Annotated in this window: 16 protein-coding genes; 6 read left to right on the top strand and 10 right to left on the bottom strand. The window is 70.5% G+C overall.

Translation table 11 applies throughout. From position 1 onward, the window contains the following. Positions 1-75 precede the first annotated feature (75 nt). From ACFW3L_RS11130 to ACFW3L_RS11115, 4 genes are read right to left on the bottom strand one after another with little or no spacing between them, the layout of a single operon-like run. Positions 76-546: an SRPBCC family protein gene (locus tag ACFW3L_RS11130; RefSeq protein ID WP_378738869.1), complete on the bottom strand. Its 471-nt coding sequence runs from the start codon at positions 544-546 to the stop codon at positions 76-78. Between the two features lie 5 nt (positions 547-551). Further along, positions 552-812 carry an acyl carrier protein gene (locus ACFW3L_RS11125; protein WP_378738867.1) on the bottom strand — a complete coding sequence of 87 codons (261 nt, stop codon included), beginning with the start codon at positions 810-812 and terminating at the stop codon, positions 552-554. 34 nt (positions 813-846) lie between these two features. Further along, complete coding sequence (locus ACFW3L_RS11120) at positions 847-2,058, bottom strand: beta-ketoacyl synthase N-terminal-like domain-containing protein (protein ID WP_378738865.1); 1,212 nt, start codon at positions 2,056-2,058, stop codon at positions 847-849. Beyond that, positions 2,055-3,323 carry a beta-ketoacyl-[acyl-carrier-protein] synthase family protein gene (locus ACFW3L_RS11115; RefSeq protein ID WP_378738863.1) on the bottom strand — a complete coding sequence of 423 codons (1,269 nt, stop codon included), beginning with the start codon at positions 3,321-3,323 and terminating at the stop codon, positions 2,055-2,057. The genes ACFW3L_RS11120 and ACFW3L_RS11115 overlap by 4 nt, the downstream gene beginning before the upstream one ends. A 671-nt stretch (positions 3,324-3,994) precedes the next feature. Between ACFW3L_RS11115 and ACFW3L_RS11110 the strand changes: the two genes are divergently transcribed. From ACFW3L_RS11110 to ACFW3L_RS11100, 3 genes are read left to right on the top strand one after another with little or no spacing between them, the layout of a single operon-like run. Continuing rightward, complete coding sequence (locus tag ACFW3L_RS11110; RefSeq protein ID WP_378738860.1) at positions 3,995-4,660, top strand: LysE family translocator; 666 nt, start codon at positions 3,995-3,997, stop codon at positions 4,658-4,660. 51 nt (positions 4,661-4,711) lie between these two features. After that, positions 4,712-5,761, top strand: coding sequence for a 2-ketoarginine methyltransferase (locus ACFW3L_RS11105; protein ID WP_378738856.1), 1,050 nt, complete (start codon positions 4,712-4,714; stop codon positions 5,759-5,761). Further along, on the top strand, positions 5,758-6,804 hold the full coding sequence (locus tag ACFW3L_RS11100) for a pyridoxal phosphate-dependent aminotransferase (protein ID WP_378738854.1): 1,047 nt from the start codon (positions 5,758-5,760) through the stop codon (positions 6,802-6,804). The genes ACFW3L_RS11105 and ACFW3L_RS11100 overlap by 4 nt, the downstream gene beginning before the upstream one ends. A 66-nt stretch (positions 6,805-6,870) precedes the next feature. On the opposite strand, the gene gltS is transcribed toward ACFW3L_RS11100, so the two are convergent. The 4 genes from gltS to ACFW3L_RS11080 all read right to left on the bottom strand — a co-directional run bounded on the left by gltS (position 6,871) and on the right by ACFW3L_RS11080 (position 10,742). After that, a complete protein-coding gene (gene gltS, locus ACFW3L_RS11095) occupies positions 6,871-8,070 on the bottom strand; it encodes a sodium/glutamate symporter (RefSeq protein WP_378738852.1) in 1,200 nt (399 codons plus the stop codon). Continuing rightward, the gene (hutG, locus tag ACFW3L_RS11090) at positions 8,067-9,014 is read right to left on the bottom strand and encodes a formimidoylglutamase (RefSeq protein ID WP_378738850.1); all 948 of its coding nucleotides are present in this window, start codon (positions 9,012-9,014) and stop codon (positions 8,067-8,069) included. The genes gltS and hutG overlap by 4 nt, the downstream gene beginning before the upstream one ends. Further along, a complete protein-coding gene (locus ACFW3L_RS11085; protein WP_378738848.1) occupies positions 9,011-9,751 on the bottom strand; it encodes an IclR family transcriptional regulator in 741 nt (246 codons plus the stop codon). The genes hutG and ACFW3L_RS11085 overlap by 4 nt, the downstream gene beginning before the upstream one ends. A gap of 253 nt (positions 9,752-10,004) precedes the next feature. Next, positions 10,005-10,742 (bottom strand): hypothetical protein, encoded by a 738-nt coding sequence (locus ACFW3L_RS11080; protein ID WP_378738846.1) that lies wholly within the window; start codon positions 10,740-10,742, stop codon positions 10,005-10,007. Positions 10,743-11,307: 565 nt separating this feature from the next. On the opposite strand from ACFW3L_RS11080, the gene ACFW3L_RS11075 reads away from it, so the two are divergent. The 3 genes from ACFW3L_RS11075 (at position 11,308) to ACFW3L_RS11065 (ending at position 15,499) form a co-directional block, all read left to right on the top strand. Beyond that, positions 11,308-13,572 (top strand): APC family permease, encoded by a 2,265-nt coding sequence (locus tag ACFW3L_RS11075; RefSeq protein ID WP_378738844.1) that lies wholly within the window; start codon positions 11,308-11,310, stop codon positions 13,570-13,572. Between the two features lie 167 nt (positions 13,573-13,739). Next, the gene (locus ACFW3L_RS11070; RefSeq protein WP_378738842.1) at positions 13,740-15,110 is read left to right on the top strand and encodes a VTT domain-containing protein; all 1,371 of its coding nucleotides are present in this window, start codon (positions 13,740-13,742) and stop codon (positions 15,108-15,110) included. A gap of 149 nt (positions 15,111-15,259) precedes the next feature. Further along, positions 15,260-15,499 carry a DUF2637 domain-containing protein gene (locus tag ACFW3L_RS11065; protein ID WP_378738840.1) on the top strand — a complete coding sequence of 80 codons (240 nt, stop codon included), beginning with the start codon at positions 15,260-15,262 and terminating at the stop codon, positions 15,497-15,499. 320 nt (positions 15,500-15,819) lie between these two features. Here ACFW3L_RS11065 and ACFW3L_RS11060 read toward each other — a convergent pair whose 3' ends face one another. Both ACFW3L_RS11060 and ACFW3L_RS11055 read right to left on the bottom strand, forming a co-directional pair. Beyond that, entirely contained in the window at positions 15,820-16,497 is a 678-nt protein-coding gene (locus ACFW3L_RS11060; RefSeq protein WP_378738838.1) for a CPBP family intramembrane glutamic endopeptidase, read from the bottom strand. 323 nt (positions 16,498-16,820) lie between these two features. Beyond that, positions 16,821-17,795: a CPBP family intramembrane glutamic endopeptidase gene (locus ACFW3L_RS11055; RefSeq protein ID WP_378738836.1), complete on the bottom strand. Its 975-nt coding sequence runs from the start codon at positions 17,793-17,795 to the stop codon at positions 16,821-16,823. Between the last annotated feature and the right edge of the window lie 23 nt (positions 17,796-17,818).

Genomic DNA, 17,818 nt, shown 5'->3' with positions numbered 1-17,818 from the left:
GGTCGGGTACGCGGAGGGGCCCCGCCCCCGGCACGGTGACGCTGCCGGGAGCGGGGCCCCGATGCGGGGCGACGGTCAGACCGTCTCGGCGAGCTCGCGGGCCCGCGCCTCGATCCTCTCCCTGACCTTCGACATCTCCTCCGGCACGCTCTCGTCGAAGTGCTGCTCCATCCGGTCCTCGGACCAGGGGCACTCCGGCTTCACCGCGAACTCGTAGTTCCAGGTCAGGCGCACACCCTCCGGCTCCTGTTCGTAGTCCCAGACGATGTGCATGAACTCGAACGGCCCGGTCTCCACCCGCGCCGCCCGGGTCTGGCCCGCCTCACGGTCCATCGTGCGGTCGGAGACCCAGGTCATGACCCGGCCCTCCTCGTCGGGGACCTTCGTGATCCGGAAGCGGATCGTGTCGCCCTCCTGGTGGATGACGTCGACCGACTCGTAGCTCGGGGCGAACAGGTCGGCCCACGAGGCCACGTCGTTGGTCACCTCCCAGACCAGGTCGTAGGGGGCGTCGATGAGGATGTCGTACTCGACCTTGACTGCCATCGGGGTCACACACCTTCCACGAGGGTGGGGGCGTCCTCGTTGACGAACGCGATCAGGGCGGTGGGGGAGGGCGACAGCTCGGCCTCGCTGCCCAGCTTGCGGCCGACCCGGCGCTCGATCTCCGCGACGATACCGAGCACGCCGAGCGAGTCGACGCCCAGCTCCTCGAACGACTGTGTCGCGGCGGTTCCGGTGTCCGTCCGTACGCCGGCGCTGGCGGAGATCAGCTCCACCAGCTCCTCCAACGTGATGTGTTCCTGTGCCATGCCTCTCCTCGAATCTCGGGTTCGGTTCTCGTGTTCAGACGTGGTGTGGGCTGGTGAGGACGACCGCCGAGGTCCCGCCGCCCATGCCCCGGGACAGGACCAGCGCGGTGCGCAGCGGTGCGGGCCGGGCCACCCGGACGACCAGGTCGAGCCCGGCGGGCGGGTCGGGGACGCGGGGAGTGGGCGGGATGACCTGGTGTTCCAGGCTGAGGACCGCGGCGGCCACGTCGAGCGCTCCGGCCCCGGCGTGGGCCCGGCCGAACCCCGTCTTCGGAGCCGTGACGGCCACGCCGTCGGGGAAGAGCCGTCGCAGCGCCGCGGCCTCGTCGGCGTCGGCCTTCGGCATGCCGAGGGCGTCCGCGAAGACCACGTCCACCTGGTCCGGGGTGACACCGGCGCGGTGCATCGCGCCCCGGGCCGCGTGCAGGAGGCCCTCGCCCCCGGGGTCGTAGCCCCCGACCGACCCGAAGGTGCTCGCGTGGCCCGCGACGACGGCCCGCACCCGGGCTCCGCGCGCCCTGGCCAGGTCGTGGTCCTCCACGAGCGCGACGGCCGCGCCCTCGGCGGGGACGTAGCCGACCGTCCGTTCGGTGAACGGCAGGTACGCGGAGTCGGGGTCGTCCCCCTCCGCGAGCGTGCCGGAGACCGCCTGGCAGGCCAGGGAGTAGGGCGCCCCGAGCGCCGACTCGCTGGCGCCGACCAGCATCGCGGAGCCTCCCCGGCGCAGGGCCTGGCCCGCCTGGCCCAGGGCGTCGAGCATCCCCGGTTCGTCGGTGACCAGGACACCGCACATGCCCTTGAGGTCGTTGCGGATCGACACCTGGCCGGTGCTGGCCGCGTAGAACCACGCGATGGACTGGTAGGGGCCCACGTGGCTGGGGCCCTTGCCGTACAGCTCGGTCAGCTCGCGCTGCCCGAACTCGGCCCCGCCCGCGCCGGAGCAGATCAGCACCCCGGTGGCGTAGGGGTCCGCCGTGACGTCGAAGCCCGAGTCCTCCAGTGCCTCCTCGGCCGCGACCATCGCGAACCAGGTGAACGCGTCGGTCTGGACGACGTACCGCCCGTCCAGGTGCGCGCGGGGGTCGAACCCCCGGACCCGCCCGGCCAGACGGACCGGGAACCCGCTGGTGTCGAAGTCGGTGAGCGGGGCGATGAGCGAGCGGCCCTCCATGAGCGCCGCCCAGTAGTCGTGGGTTCCGGTCCCTGCGGGGGAGACCGTTCCCAGTCCCGTGATCACCGGGTTCATGACCGCACCTCGCTTCCTCGGTCCAGGACGACCGCCGACTGGAACCCGCCGAAGCCGCTGCCCACGGACAGGACCACGTCGACGTTCCGCTCGCGCGCCGTCACGGGCACGTAGTCCAGGTCGCACTCGGGGTCCGGGGTGGTGAGGTTCGCCGTGGGCGGGACCACTCCGGTGTCCATGGCCAGGACGCACGCGGCGAGCTCGATGGAGCCGATCGCGCCGAGCGAGTGCCCCACCATCGACTTGATCGACGTCATGGGGGTGCGGCGGGCGTGCTCACCCAGGGCCCGCTTCACCGCGTCGGTCTCGTGCCGGTCGTTCTGCACGGTCCCCGAACCGTGGGCGTTGACGTAGTCCACGTCGGTGGCGGGACGGCGCGCCTGGTCCAGCGCGGTCGTGATGGCCCGGGCCATCTCCGTGCCCTCGCGGCGCAGCCCGGTCATGTGGAAGGCGTTGCCGTGGTTGGCGAACCCCGCGACCCGGCAGCGCGTACGCGCCCCCCGGCGGCGCGCCGCCGACGCCTCCTCCAGGATGAGCACGGCCGCCCCCTCGCCCATGACGAAGCCGTTCCGGTGCCGGTCGAAGGGCCGGGACGCGTGTTCGGGGTCGTCGTTGGTGTCCGACGTGGCCCTGATGGCGTCGAAGCAGGCCATGGCGATGGGGGAGATCGGGGACTCGGCCGCCCCCGCGACCACCACGTCCGCGAGGTCGTCCTCGATGGCCTGCGCCGCGTAGCCGACGGCGTCGAGCCCCGACGTGCAGCCGGTGGAGACGGTGCGCACCGGGCCGCGCGCGCCGACCCGCTCGGCGATCTCCCCGGACAGGGAGCTCGGGGACAGGGCCAGGTCCAGGTGCGGCCCGGCGGCACCGGGGTCCACCACCCAGTCCGCGCCGCCCCGGCTCATCACCGCGTACTCGCGGTCGAGCTGGGAGGTGGCGCCGACGGCCGTCCCCATGCTCACTCCGACGCGCCAGGGGGACACCTCGGCCAGTGAGACGGCGCTGTCGGCCAGCGCCTCGGCGGTGGCGACGGCGGCGAACTGGGCGTATCTGTCCATACGTTCGGCCTGCTCGGGAGCCAGACCGAGCGCGACGGGGTCGAAGTCGACCTCGGCGGCGATCCGGGACCGGAAGCCCGTCGGGTCGAACAGGGTGATGCCCCGGGTCGCGGTCCTGCCCGCGGTGAGCATCTCCCAGAAGGCGGTCGCGTTGGTCGCGCCGGGAGCGACCACCCCGACACCGGTGATGACGGCCTCACGCCTCATGGTGCCTCCCCGGGGCCGGGGCGGCGGGGCGCGGCACGGAGGCGAGGGAGTCGGTGGTCCCGGTGGGAGCCTGTCGAGAGGATTCGGATGGGAGGGCTCGGTGCCCTGGAATCACGGAAGGACGGCGGGTCAGGGTCAAGGGTGTCTTCTCCACGGGTTCGGGCATGCAGAGGCCGACAGCCGAGTGGGCTGAGTGTGCCGCGCCGCGCCTCGGGCGGGGTCGGGCGTCGGTCGGCGGTCGAGGTCGGACACGGGGACGTCGGGGACGGCACGGTTCAGTACGGGAAGACCGACTGCGGTCCGCATGATTACTTTCGGTACATGTGATATCACGCTAAGGATCCGCGTCCCACTTGTCGGCGCGTCGGCGTGCCACCTGGCTGGCCAGCTTTGTCGGCGGGGGAATCGCCCGAGCGGACGGCGGCCCCGGGTGTCGGCTGGATCCCGCGCGGAGGGGTGGTGGCCGAAAATCTCGAAAGCGTCGACCGAGGCACGTTGCACAAGGGTTAAATGGGCTGGCACGATCCATTAAACAGTGCCAAACATTGAAATTCGAAACATACTGCCCGGATCGGTCAGTTGGAAAACCGTGCCTTGGCCTCTTGTTCGGCATCACGGTGCGTTATAGCTTGTATTCGTATCCGAATGAGCATCCTCGCGAAACGGGTTGTATGGACGCTCAGCAGGCGTTGGCATCTTTTGTCGTGTTCTCGCTCATTGTCACCGTCACTCCGGGTCCCGCCACCGTGATCGTTCTGAGGAACGGCATCGTGCACGGGGTCCGACCCGCTCTCTCGGCGGCCATGGGCGCGGCCCTGGGATCCCTCGCCTGGGGTTTCGCGGCAGCGGTCGGGGTCGCCGCGTTCGTGGCCCGTTCGGACGCCGCCTTCGAGGCCCTGCGCTACGCGGGTGCGGCCTACCTCGCCTACCTGGGGGTGCGCACCGCCGTCGAACGCCCTCCCGCCCGGACCCCCGAACCCGAACCGGCGCCCGCCACGGTCCCCTCGGGCCACACCCGGGTGCGGCCCATGCTCGGGCGCAGGTGGTTCCGGCAGGGACTCCTCGCCGACCTCCTGAGTCCCAAGGCCGGACTCTTCTTCCTGGCGGTCCTCCCCCAGTTCGTGCCGCAGGGGTGGGCGCCGATGCCCGCCATGATGCTGCTCAGCCTCGTCGACTGCCTCCTGGTGGCGGCCTGGCTCGGATTCCTCTCGTACTTCTCCCACCACGCACTCCGACGCCTCCACCAACCCGTGTGGTACCGGACGGTCCAGATCGTCTGCGGGCTGACCCTCGTCCTGCTCGCACTGCACGTCGTCACGGCCGACCCGGGCCGTTAACCGCACCGGGGTCCAGGGAAATCACGCGCAATTGTCGTGAAGGGATTCGTCATGCCTGAAACCATGAAATCCGGTCTGGAGATCAGGCTGGTGGAGGCTTTGCAGCCAGTCAGGTACTTCGTATTGGCGCAGGTGCTCCACCAGTTCATGGAAACCGGGCTCCACAAGGAGCTCGACGCGGGTCCCCGCACCGTGGAGGAGTTGTCGGAAAGCCTTTCCCTCCAGCCCCGGCGCCTGGTCGGGGTCCTCCACTACCTCGCCAACGAGGGCTACCTCAGTGAGAACGACGGCGCCTTCTCCCTGGAGGAGAGGGCGAGGGAGACCGCCGTGTTCTCCTCCTGGTACAAACTCCTCGTCGGAGGCTACTCCCAGACCTTCGAACAGCTCGGCCGGACCCTTCAGGAGGGGGCGGGCTTCGCCTCCCGTTCCGGACTGGACGTCGGCGTCGGCAGCTGCGGCATCAGCCAGTACGACGCCTATCCCGTGATCGTCGACCTGCTCGGGGCGGTGCGCGACGAGATCGAGTCCGTGGTCGACCTCGGGTGCGGCGACGGCGGATCCCTGGCCGACCTCATGGAGCTCCTGCCCGGTCTGTCGGCCATCGGGGTCGATCCGGAGCCCGCGAGTGTCCGCGCGGGGGAGGAGCTCATGCGTCGGCGCGGACTCGACCAGCGCGTCCGACTGCGGGTGGCCGGTGCGGAGAACGCGCCCGAACTGGACCTCGGCCCCGGCCCCGTCTGCTTCATCTCCGCCTTCGTGCTCCAGGAACTCCTGGAACAGCAGGGGAGGGAGGCGGTGGTCGGCCTCGTGCGCGAGGTGTTCACCCACCACCCGGACGCGCACTGGGTCGTGATCGAGGTCGACAACCGCATCGCCGACCGCGCCGCGATGGCCCATCGGCTGGCCCTCTCCTACTACAACCCGTACTTCCTCGTGCACTACCTCACCGAGCAGCGTCTGGAGCGGGACGCGTTCTGGCACGAGCTCTTCACCGAGGCGGGTGCCGAGGTCGCCCAACAGCTGACGGCCGACCCCCGCGTCGACTCCACGGGCTTCCTGCTCGGCTACCGCCTGCGCCTGAGCCCCGGGGGCGCACGTTGATCGAGACGCGCGCGAAGTCGGAGAGGGAACCGGAGCCGGGGAAAACGGCGGAACTGAGCTCCAACGAGTCCCCCGCCGGGCCGCCGCCGTCCGCCGTGGACCGCCTGCTCGCCCTCCAGAACTCCCTGCACCGCTACCCCCGTGGTGCCAGCGCACTGCTGCGCGAGGAGATCGCCGCCCACTGGCGGGTACGGCCGGAGTCCCTGGTCCTGACCAACGGTGTCGACGAGGCCATCGACCTGCTCACCTCGCTCACCGACCGGGTCTGGTGCACCGTTCCCGGGTTCGACGCCTTCTGGACGCGCCCCGAGATCCACGGGCTGCCGACCACCCGACTGCCGCTGCGGGAGGACGGGCAGCCCACGGTCGGCCCCGAACGGGTGGGACCGCACGGGGTCGCCTTCGTCGCCCGCCCCAACAACCCGACCGGAACCGTCGTCGCCAGCGAGTGGCTGGACGCGCTGCCCTCCCGGGTCGACCTCGTCTGCGTGGACGAGACCTACGTCGACTTCTCCGAAGAACCCGGATACGTCCCGAGGCTGGGGGAGTGGGAGAACCTCTGCGTCTTCCGCAGCCTGTCGAAGGCCCTCGGGCTCGCGGGCCTGCGGCTCGGGGTCCTGGCCGCGCCACCGCTGCTCGCCGCCCGCCTGCGGGAACGACAGCGGTTCTACTCGGCGGACGCGGTCAGCCTGCACGTGGCCGCCGCCGCCATCACCGACGACGCCTACCTGGCGGGACACCGCGCCCAGGTGGTCCGGGGGCGTGAACGCCTGGTGGAGATCCTCGGCGCCTCGGGGTTGTTCGTCGAGGTCCGGCGCACCCAGACCAACTTCGTCATCGCGCGGTGCCAGGACCCCGCCGAGGCCGTGCGCGTCGAGGAGTGGCTGTCCGCACGCGGTGTCCACGTGCACGAGTGCTCGCTGCTCGGCTATCCGGGGCGTCTACGGGTCTCGGTCGGCACGGACGAGGAGATCGCGCTCCTGAGCGGCCTCCTGGCGGAGCTGGCCCGGAAGGGAGCCCCCGGACCCCCCGCCCTGGAGTGAACCCCGGGGTGAGAAGGGGAGGGACCCCCGGGTCGGTGATCCGGGGGTCCCTCGGGGCGGCTCCGCTCAGGCCACCGCGTTGATGCACCACACGATCCACGGCAGCGCCACGATGTCGATCAGCACCGCTCCGGCCAACGGGACGATCAGGAAGGCCTTCTCCGAACGGACCCCGAAACGCCGGTTGAAGGCGTCCATGTTCGCCATCGCGTTGGGGGTGCCGCCCAGACCGTGGCCGACCATGCCCGCCGCCATCGTCGCGGCGTCGTAGCCCTTCCCCAGCAGTCGGAACACGACCAGCGCGACGAACAGCAGCAGGACGATCACCTGGACCGCGAGGAGCAGGACCAGCGGCAGGGCCAGCGCGTACAGGTCCCAGATCCGCAGGCCCATCATGGCCATGGTGAGGAACAGGCCGAGCGACAGCGACGACACCAGCGACAGCGCGCCCTGGTGCATGCGCAGCCCGAAGCGGTCGGCGACGTTGCGCGCGACGGCCGCCACCACCATGGCGCCCACGTACGCGGGCAGCACGAACCCGGTGGTCTCGCTGAACCACGTGCCCAGCGCGACCCCGGCCACCATCACCACGCCGATCAGCACTGCGGTGTTCACCAGCGGGCCGTAGCCCAGCGGCTCCTCCTTCTCCTCCGCCTCGACGGTGGTTGCGGCGGCGTTCTCCGAGGCCTCGGGCACCCGCACCTTGTGGCGCCGCATCAGCCAGGAGGCCATCGGCCCGCCCAGCAGGCCACCCGCGACCAGGCCGAACGTGGCCGCGGCGATGGCGATCGCCGTGGCGCCGTCGGTGCCCAGGGCCTCGGCGGTGGGCCCGAACGCGGCCGCGGCCCCGTGGCCGCCCTCCAGGGCGACGGCACCGGCCATCACACCCAGCACCGGGTCGATGCCCAGGACCGTGGCCATCCCGATGCCCACCACGTTCTGGAGGATCGCCAGGGTCCAACAGGCCAGCAGGTAGATGATCAGCAGCTTGCCGCCCTTGCGGAGCAGAGTGACGCTGGCACCCAGTCCGATGGTGGTGAAGAACGCGATCATCGCGGGTTCCTGCAACGTGGTGTCCAGCTCCAGCTGGGCCACGCCGGTCTCCCGCAGGGCCAGGACGGCCAGCGCGAACGCGAAGCCGCCGATCACCGGACCGGGGATGCTGAACCGCTGGAGGAAGGCCACGTGGCGCCGGGCGAACTCGCCCAGGAGCAGGAGGACGACGGCCAGGGTGGTGGTCTGGATCAGGTCCAGGGAGATGTTCACGAGTTCCGTCCTCTGGCCGCGCGTACGCGGTCCACCATGCGAGCGGCGACGCGCGCGGTCCGTCCGTCCACGTCCAGGGACGGGTTGAGTTCGGCCACGTCGAACAGGGCCAGCCGTCCCGAGGCGGCGACCTCCTCGACCACGGCCTGCACCACCTCGGTGGGAACGCCGAGCGGCGCGGGGGCGCTCACCCCGGGAGCCACCCACGCGGGCAGGGCGTCCAGGTCGAGCGTGAGGTGGACGTCGTCCACCGTGTCCAGGAAGGAGCGGACGAAGGCCAGCACCCGTTCCAGGTGCGTGGCGGTGCACTGGTCGTCCGTGAGGTACCCGACGCCGAGCCGGTCGGCGCGGTCGAAGAGCACGGGGGTGTTCGCGGCCTCGTTGATCCCGACGACGGCGTACCGGAAGGCGCGTCCCCGGGCCCGCTCGGCCTCGGAGATCTGGAGGAACGGTGTGCCGGAGGTGGGCCTCGGCTCCTCGCGCAGGTCGAAGTGGGCGTCGATGTTGAGCACACCCAGGGTGCGGGTCCGGTCCGATCCCAGCCCCTCGTCCAGACCCAGGTAGCTGGCGTAGGCGACCTCGTGGCCGCCACCGAGCACGACGGGGAGGTGCCCGGCCCTCATGGCCCCGGCCACCACCGCGCCCAGCGCGCGCTGGCCGGTCTCCAGGTCACCGTCGTCCACGCGGACGTCCCCGGCGTCGTACAGCGCCTCGTCCCGGTGCAGGGCGAGCGGAGCGAGCGCGCGGCGCAGGGCGGTGGGGCCCTCGGCGGCGCCGGTGCGGCCCCCGTTCCTGCGCACACCCTCGTCGGAGGCGAAGCCGACGATCACGGTCCCGGCCCGGTAGGCGCCGTCGAGCGGGCGCACGGTGCCGTGCCAGCGCCGGTGTTCGGCGCCGGGGCCGTCGTCGCGCCCGGTCCAGACGGGGGGATCCACCCTGTTCAAATCGTTCCTCCACTCAGGTCACGCGCCGCCTCCTTGACGAGACGGACGTAGTACGGGCGCCGGCGCTCGGTCAGCGCGGCCGGGGCCATCACGGTGACGACCCCGTTCAGGGCTCCCGAGTCACCGAGCACGGGGGCGCTCGCGCCCCACACGCCCTCGTCGAGGGCGCTCTCACTGACCGCCACGCCCTGTGCCCGGACCAGCGGGTGCGCGGCCTCCAGGGTCCGCACCTGTTCGGCGGGCAGCCGGTAGGCGGCGTACACCTCCCGGCGCCGTGCCTCGGGGAGGTGGGCCAGCAGTGCCTCGGCCGTGGCTCCGCGCAGCAGCGGCCGTACGGCTCCGCGGGTGTAGCAGCAGCGCAGGACCCGGGCTCCCTCGACCGCGTCCACGCACAGGGCCTCGGTGCCGACCGGCACCATGAAGGCAGCCAGTTCCCCGGACTCGTGCGAGAGCCGTTCCAGCCGTGGGCCGATGGCGGTGCGCTCCAGCGCCCCGTTGCGGTACTTCTCCGCGAACCGGACCGCCACGGGACCGGCCCCGTAGGCCGTGCCGACACGTTGGACGAACCCGGTCGCGGACAGCCGGTCCAGCATCCGGTAGACGGTGCTGACCGGGATGCCGGTGGCCTCGGAGACCTCCGAGGCGGTGGCGCGTTCCGCTTCGGCGAAGACCATCAGCACGCCGAGCAGTCGGTCGGTGGTCCGCCCCGAGTTGCCGGACGTCGCGTCGGCTGACATGGCGCCCCCTCTCCCGGACCGAGCCAGCTCCGAGCGGCGCTCGGGACCGGCTCACTCTATGGATCGGACAAAAGGGATGAAAAGGGCAAATTCTCACCCAATGAGAAGGCTACGTTCGGATCCGCGCCCGGCCCGCCGACCGGTTCTGTGAGGTTGCGCTCAGGCGTCACTGCTGGTGGGAACATGAAAGAAGGCCCTGCTGGGCAGGGCCTTCATCGGTGTGTGCGGGAGACGCGAGCCGTCCCCGTGCGGTCTAGAACTCGGTGATCGACTCCGCCATGCCGTCGGCGATCTCGACCTCGGCCATGATCGTGGTCCCGTTCGCGAGGGTGGCGTCGAACCTGTCGAAGTCGCACGCCACGTCGCCGGTGTCCGGGTCCTGGACGCCCCCGGCGCAGGCGTTGACGCCGCCGATGATCACGGTGTCCTCGGAGACGAAGAACGCCGTCCCGTCGATCATGTACTCACCCGGGGCGATGTACTCCAGCTCGCCCACCACGTACTCCTCGCCCCCGCCCGTGGCGCCCTCGTCCACCGGCTCCTCGGGCTGCTGGTGGCTGTCGTTGTCGTACTCCGTGATCGACTCGGCGTTCCCGGTCTCCAGCACCTCGGCCCTCGCGTGGACGTCCGTGCCGCTCTGGGTGGCGGCCTCCAGGGACTCCAGGTCGCACTCCACGATCCCGAAGCCGTCGTCGTCGACGCCGTCCTCGGCGGGGCAGGCGTGGTGGCCGCCCAGGATGCGGGTCTCCTCGCTGACGAAGAAGGCCTCACCGTCGATCATGAACTCACCCGGCGCGACGAACTCCAGCTTGCCGGACCGGGGCTCGGTGACCACCGCGGCCTCGTTCCCCTCGCCGTTCCCCTCGCTCGTCTGGGGGGAATCGCCCGACACCGCGTTGACCACTGCCTCGGAGGAGCACGCCGCGGAGCCGAGGACCACCAGGCCGGAGGTCGCGAGAGCCAGGACGGTGGTACGGAAAGTGCGCTTCATGCGATTCCTTTCTCCCCAAGGAAGGAGATGTCTCATCAAGGGTGCGGGTTTTCGGGTACGACCGGTGCGGGTATTCCGGGAAGGGGAAACACGCGCGGTGGGGGAGGCGCGGTGTCGTACGAACCCGGGAAAAGTGCGCTCAGGTGGACGCTTCCCTTTCGGTCGATCCCGCCGAGAGGTGCTCTGACCTCTGGCTGAGGCTCATCGGCACGGGTTCAGATGTGCCGGGCGAATGACGCCGTCGACGCGTGTCCGTGTTCTCTTGTTTTTCGGTCACTCGGCAATGCGGGACGCCCTTATCTTCTGCCGTGCTGATCGCTCCCGGCGCCGCTCTCTTGTGTCCGTGGTTTCTTTCTGTGCGTTCTGATGGCGGAGAGTGCGGAGGAGTTCGCCCGAATGGCGAGTTTTTTTCGGTCGCCGGACCGGGGCGGCGACGCTCCGGGAGGAGGAGCCTGGTCGGACCGTGGGGGCCCGCACCCCGATCCGCTCGCACACCTCCGGACGCCGACCGACGGTGTCCCCACAAATGCGGGGCCCTGCGGCCTCGATGAACAACACTGGTCGCATGACGGAGGAACGCTCCACTCGACCACCCGCACCGAGTGACCTTCTGCCCGATCTCACCACCGGGCAGCTCAGTGCGCTCCACCAGATCGGACGCGAGTGGGGTCAGGTGACGGGGGAGCCGAGGGAGTGGCGCCGCGCCCTCCCGGTGGACCCGAACGTGGGCAGCTACCCGGCACGCCACCAGGTCCGTCAGCCGCGCTACGAACGCTTCGTCACCGTCTCCGAACTCGGCGGGGACCCCCGGACGACGCTCGCCTCGGAGTCCGCTGGCGAAGCCTCCACACCCGCGGGCCGTGCCGGGTACCGGCTGCGCCGCGTGCTGCTGGGGCCGGCCCTGAAGAGCACCGCCCTGGTCCGCGAACGCATGCGCAAACTCGTCGCCCTGCCCGTGCTGTCCTCCGACGCCCTGTCCTCCGTCGCCTACGGCCCCGAGGCGATGCTCACCATCCTCGTCATCGGCGGCGTGGCGGGCCTCTCCCTGTCCCTGCCGATCGCCCTGGTGATCATGCTGATGATGCTGGCGGTGGGACTCTCCTACCGACAGACCATCCGCGCCTATCCCAACGGCGGGGGTTCCTACATCGTGGCCAGCCACAACCTCGGTCGGACACCGGGTCTCCTGGCGGCGGGCGGCCTCATCGTCGACTACGTCCTCACCGTCGCGGTCTCGATCGCCGCCGGTATCGCCGCGATCACGTCCGCGGTGCCCTCGCTCAGCGCAGCGACCGTGCCCATCGGGCTGGGGGTCATCGCCGTGCTCTTGGCCGGGAATCTGCGCGGCGTGCGCCAGGCGGGCCTCCTCTTCGCGGCACCCACCTACGTCTTCGTCCTCTCCGTCGGCGCCGTGATCGTCGTCGGCCTCGTCGACGCGGCCCTGCGCGGTTTCCCCCCGGCTCCCACACCCCAGGTCAACGCCACCACGGGCGTCACGCTGTTCCTCATCCTGAGGGCCTTCACGTCGGGGGCCACCGCCCTGACCGGCATCGAGGCCATCACCAACGCCGTCCCCGCCTTCAGGCCCGTGGAGTGGCGCAACGCCCGCACCGCCCTGACCTGGATGATCCTCACCCTGCTGGCGCTGTTCGGTGGTCTGATGGCCCTCATCCTGGTCACCGGCACGATCCCGGCGAAGGGCGAGACCGTGCTCTCGCAGCTGGCCCGGCACTCCTTCGGGACCGGGGCGATGTACGTGCTCGTCCAGGCCAGCACCGCGGCCATCCTCCTGCTGGCCGCCAACACCGCCTACAACGACTTCCCACGGGTCCTGTCCCTGCTGGCACGCGACCACCACGCCCCGCGCGGGTTCATGCGCATGGGCGACCGGCTGGCCTACAGCAACGGCATCCTCCTGCTCTCCGTCGCGGCCGCCCTCGTCTTCGCCTCCTTCGGTGGCGACACCACCTCCCTGATCCCGCTGTACGCGGTCGGGGTCTTCCTGGCCTTCACGCTCTCGCAGGCGGGCATGGTGGTGCACTGGTGGCGCTCGCGCGCCCGGCACTGGCGCAAGAGCCTCGCGTTCAACGCCACCGGGGGAGTGATGTGCGCGGGGGTGTTCGTCACCGCCGCCATCGTCAAGTTCAGCGCGGGAGCGTGGGTGGCGCTCCTGGCCGTGGCCGCGTTCGTCGTGCTGGCCCTGCGCATCCGCGTCCACTACGACGCGGTCGGGAACGCGCTGCGGCTGCGGCCCCACACGGCCCCCGCGCCGGGCGTCCCGAGCGGCGCGGTCCGCCGTCCGCCCGAGGCCCCGACCCCCGAAGAGCGGCCGGAAACGGAGGCGACGGCGGAGCAGGCGGCGCCCGACACGAACGCGGCGGGCCGCGCGGAGAGGCCGGGGGACCAGGAGGTGGAGGAGACCCCCGAGGAGATCCACCACCTGTCGGTCGTTCCCGTGGAGACGCTGGACCTGGCCAACATCCGTGCCCTGGCCTACGCGGCCTCACTGCGGCAGCCCGTCCTCGCCGTCCACCTCAGCCCCTCCGAGGAGGAGGCCGAGCGGATGCGGGGGTACTGGCTGCACTGGGGGGACCACCTGCCCCTGGAGGTGGTCGTCACCCCCTACCGGACCATCATCGCGCCGTTGGTGAACTACATCGAGGCGCTGCGCGAACAGCGGTCGGACCTGACGATCACGGTGATCCTGCCCGAGGTGGTGCCCCGGCGCTGGTGGCAACGGGTCCTGCACGACCGGATGGCGTTCCGGCTCAGGCACGCCCTTCGTGAGCGTCCCAGGATCGTCGTCACCACCGTGCCCTTCCACGTCTGAGACCTGCTCCGGCCGCCGACTCCGCGTGTGTGTCGCTCGGACGGGGCGGAGGCGGAGCGGACGAACATGGTCCTGCGGACCGGCCAGACACGGACGCCGGTCGGTCACGGACACGGGCCCGCGTCACGCGGCGGTCCGACCTCGTCGTGGAGGAGGGTGGGGGCAGGGTGGGGAACTGGGAACAATGGCTGCTGACCGTACCGGTCGGTGTGATCTACTCCGTCGCCCTCCTGCTGCCGTTCCTGGAGTCGGCGGTCTTCGTGGGGCTGGTGGTTCCCGGTGAGACCGGACTGCTGGTCGCCGGAGCGGTGGCCGGTCTGGGCCACGCGGACCCCTTCGCCGTCGCGGCCTGCGGGATCGTCGGGGCCGTGGCCGGGGACTCGGTCGGCTTCCTGGTCGGGCGTCGACTGGGACCGCGCCTGACCACGGGGAGAATGGGCCGCCTGATCGGCAGCGCCCGCTGGGAGCGGGCCGAGGGGTTCGTGGGGCGTTACGGCGGTCACGCGGTCTTCCTCGGCCGCTGGGTGGGGTTCGCGCGGGCCCTCGTCCCCGCGCTGGCGGGCGCCGGTGGTCTGGGATACCGGCGCTTCCTCGTCTGGAACGCGCTGGGCGGTGCGGTGTGGGCGACGTCCGTGACCCTGATCGGGTACCTCGCGGGGAACTCCTGGCAGCACGTGGAGCGGATCTTCGGCGCGGCCGTGATCCTGGTGCTGCTCGCGGGCGCGGTGGTCCTGTTCTCGGTGGTCCTCGCCAAGTGGATCGCCCGTCACCCCGACCGCGTGCGCCGTTGGGCCGAGCGCCAGGCGGGGAGGCCGAGCGTCCGCGCCGTCCTCGCGCGCTACGACCGGCAGGTCCGGTGGCTGGGCCGCAGATTCGAACCGCACACGGTGCTGGGCCTGCAACTCACCGCCGGGATCGCGTTCATCGTGGCCGGAGGATGGTTCTTCGGCGCGGTGCTCCAGGACGTCATCGTCGGTGAGGAGGCCGTCCGCGTCGACCGACCGATCCTGGACTGGCTGGTCACGCACCGGGACGCCGCCCTGACCTCGATCGTCGTCCCGCTTCACGGTCTCACGGGCGTGTGGGGGTCCCTGGGCGTCGCGGTCGTCGGGGCCCTCCTGACGCGTGCGCGCCGCCGCGACCTGGTGCTGGCCCTGGCGGCGTGGGGCGGTGCCGCGGGCAGCGCCCTGCTGGTGGCCGCGTTGGTCAGGCGCGTCGGGCCACCATCGGCCAGTGCCCTCGTCGCCCCGACCACCGGCGGGTCCTTCCCCGCGTTGGAGATCGCGACCACGACCGCCGTCGCCGGGGTCCTGGCGTGTCTGGCGAGCGGGCGGGCGCGCAGCTGGGTTCGCGCGGTGACGTGCTGGACCGTGGCCGCGCTCTGGGCGGGAGCGGCCGGGGCCGTGGCCGCCTACCTCGGCGCGGTGTGGGCCACCGACGTGCTGGGCGGTTGGGCCCTGGGCGCGTTGTGGTGCGCGACCCTGGTCACCTCGACCACCCAGTGGGAACACCTGTCCGCCGCCGCGCGGACGAACTGAGCCCCACAACGCGAAGTGCGGGCCGAGATTGCTCTCGACCCGCACCGTGTTCCTGCTGGTGTCCGAGGGGGGCTTCAACCATCCCCCCACAGAACCCGCGCCCGCTGGTCCTGAGCGTGGACCTGTCGCTGGACGGGCGGCGACCTGTGATGCAGTCTTTCCGATGGTCCCGCTGGACAACCGTCGCCGCCGTGCTGCTGCTGGCCGTGATCGCGGCCGTCGTCTCCTACTCACGCACGTACGAGCTCGCCCTGCGCCACCGAGAGCCCGAGTGGCGCGCGGCTCTGTTCCCACTCTCTGTCGACGGCATGATCGTCGCCTCCTCCATGACGCTGCTCAGCGACGCTCGCAGTGGCCGTAGGGCGGTCTCCTGCCCCGGACCCTGTTGATCAACGGTTCGGCCGCCACTCCGGCGGCCAGTCTCTGTGGCCGACCCCACGATGTACCTGGACGGGCACGGTGAAGGCCCACGGGCAAAGAGATCGGGAGTGCCTTCGACCGCAAGGAGCGTTGGAGACTGCTGATCAGGAAGTGGGGCCGCGCTGGCCGGTCGACTTCGGCTGCTCGTCGTGAAGCCGAAGCAGGTTCAATGGCACTGGCCGCCGAAATGGACGTGGAGGGGGTCTCGGTTGGGCTGAGGCCACTCCACCGCCACTTCAGACAGGACGCCGATCGGACGGTGTTCCAGGACGTGGCTCGGTGCCGCTCGTCAGGCCGCCGAAGCAGCCAGGGCCAGAAGTGCGAGCGTGATGGCGTTGTAGAGCGCGTGCATGAGGACCCCGGGCCAGATGGATCCGCTGCGCCGGTAGAGCTCGGCAGCGATCAACCCGACGATCACGGCCGCGGGAAGGACTTCGTTGATGCCATGCATGAGCGCGAACACCACCGCGCTGCCGACAACGCCGACCAGGGCGCCATAGCGCAAAAGCGCGGAGGTCACCACCCCGCGGAACAAGAACTCCTCCCCGATAGGGGTGAGCACTGCCAAGGTCAGCATCATCAGCGCCAGCGACACCAGCCCGGCTCCTGCCCCGGCGGCGTAGCTGGCCTGGGTGTCGGTTTCCACGTCGATGATGAGGGTGACCAGGTACACGGCCACGACCCTGGCCGCGAACGCGACGAGCCCTGCGGCCAGACCGATCAGTAGCCAGCGCACCGTGGTGCGCCGCACCCCGAAGGCCTCCCATGAGCGCCGGCGCACCAGCGCGGCCGCGGCGAAGGCGAGGAGCCCGCCCCCGCCACTGACCACACCGCCGACAATGCCGGTGGTGGGGCCGCTCATGCCCAGACGACTCAGCTGGGGTGCGAGCACGAACGCGATGAGTGCCATGATCGCCAACCCCACGCTCAGCTCGACCCATCCGGGACGCGGCGTGGTGGGGTCCATCCTCTGTGCGGTGGAGGGGGAAGTCATGGGGCGGGATCCTTTCCAGGGGCGGCTTCGTGGTTTGGGCCGTCACCCAGTTGAAGAGGCCAAAGGGGTTGCGCCCTCTTGCCTGTTCGGTCGGTGGATATTCTGTTTCGCACTGATGCTGAGGGAGGTGGCGGTGTCAGTTTCGCGAGTGGGCTTCGCACGCACCCAGCCATGGACCACCGCCACCGGATACGTCCGAGCCGTACTCTCTGACCTGTCCGAACACAACGGGTGGACCACCGCAGACTCGCAACCCGCCATCACACAACAACGCCGGGGCCGTGGGCCCGAAAGGTTCAGACATCGACGGGATGATCGATCCGACCGTTCCCGTTGCTTCGGGAACCGATTCGGCGAGGCTCTCTCCTGAACACCACGTAGGAGATCGTCAGGAACACTGGGATCACCGAAACTGCCGATAGCGCGTAGAGAGTCGAGTGGTACTCGCTGACCGTGAAAAGGGCCGGCGTGGTTATGACTCCTCCGATCGGGTTGACCACAACGAAGTAGACGGCGTTGAAGGCGAAGTGTGCGCCGATGGCGAGCTCAGTGGTCCCGTCCACCAACGAGACGATCGTCCATGCCAGACCCGGGCCCAGGAAATAGAAGAGGACCATCGTGAGCCAACCGCCTGCTTCTGCTTCCGGGTTTCCGAGGTGCAGCAGGGCGAATACCACGGCCGGCACGAGCGCCAAGAAGACGCGGTTGGCCCAGATGAGGCTGGTGGCCTGTACCAGGTAGCCCCGGCAGAACAGTTCTTCGGTGGTGGTCTGAATAGCGATGAGCACCAGTGCCACGGGCGCGAAGAGCGCGAACGTTGCAAGGTCGGAGGTGAAGGCGAAGGTCTCGGGGTAGAGGAGATACTGCCCGAGCACGAGTATCAGGGACCACGGCACGAAAATCGCCACGAAACCGTGGCCGATTCGACGCCAGCTGACTCTCTCCCTCGCTGTGACGAGCGTACGGGGGTGGCGGCGATGAATAAGGGTGACCGTGACGAGAATTCCGGCCAGAAAGAACACATTGCTCAGCATGAGCGCCGCGAATTCGCTCACGGGTCCGAGTGCGGAGAGGTCCCCCTGACCCAAGAAGATCCCCACCTCCTCCCCCCGGCCGCCAATGGCCGACGCGATGAACATGGTGGCGGCCCCAGCGACGACCACATAGAAAGAGATGATGACCGCCAACCCCACCAGGTACCGCCACCACCGATGCCCACCTCCTCGGGCCGCTTCCACGAAATGCGATTCTTTTCCTTCGGCGAAGGCCACGATGTTTCCTTTGCGTCGGTGGT

Origin of the sequence: Nocardiopsis sp. NPDC058789 (genome assembly GCF_042745575.1) — a bacterium.
Classification (GTDB): Bacteria; Actinomycetota; Actinomycetes; order Streptosporangiales; family Streptosporangiaceae; genus Nocardiopsis; species Nocardiopsis eucommiae.
Note: the sequence above shows the minus strand (reverse complement) of the source record. Positions and strands in the feature narration are given on the sequence as shown.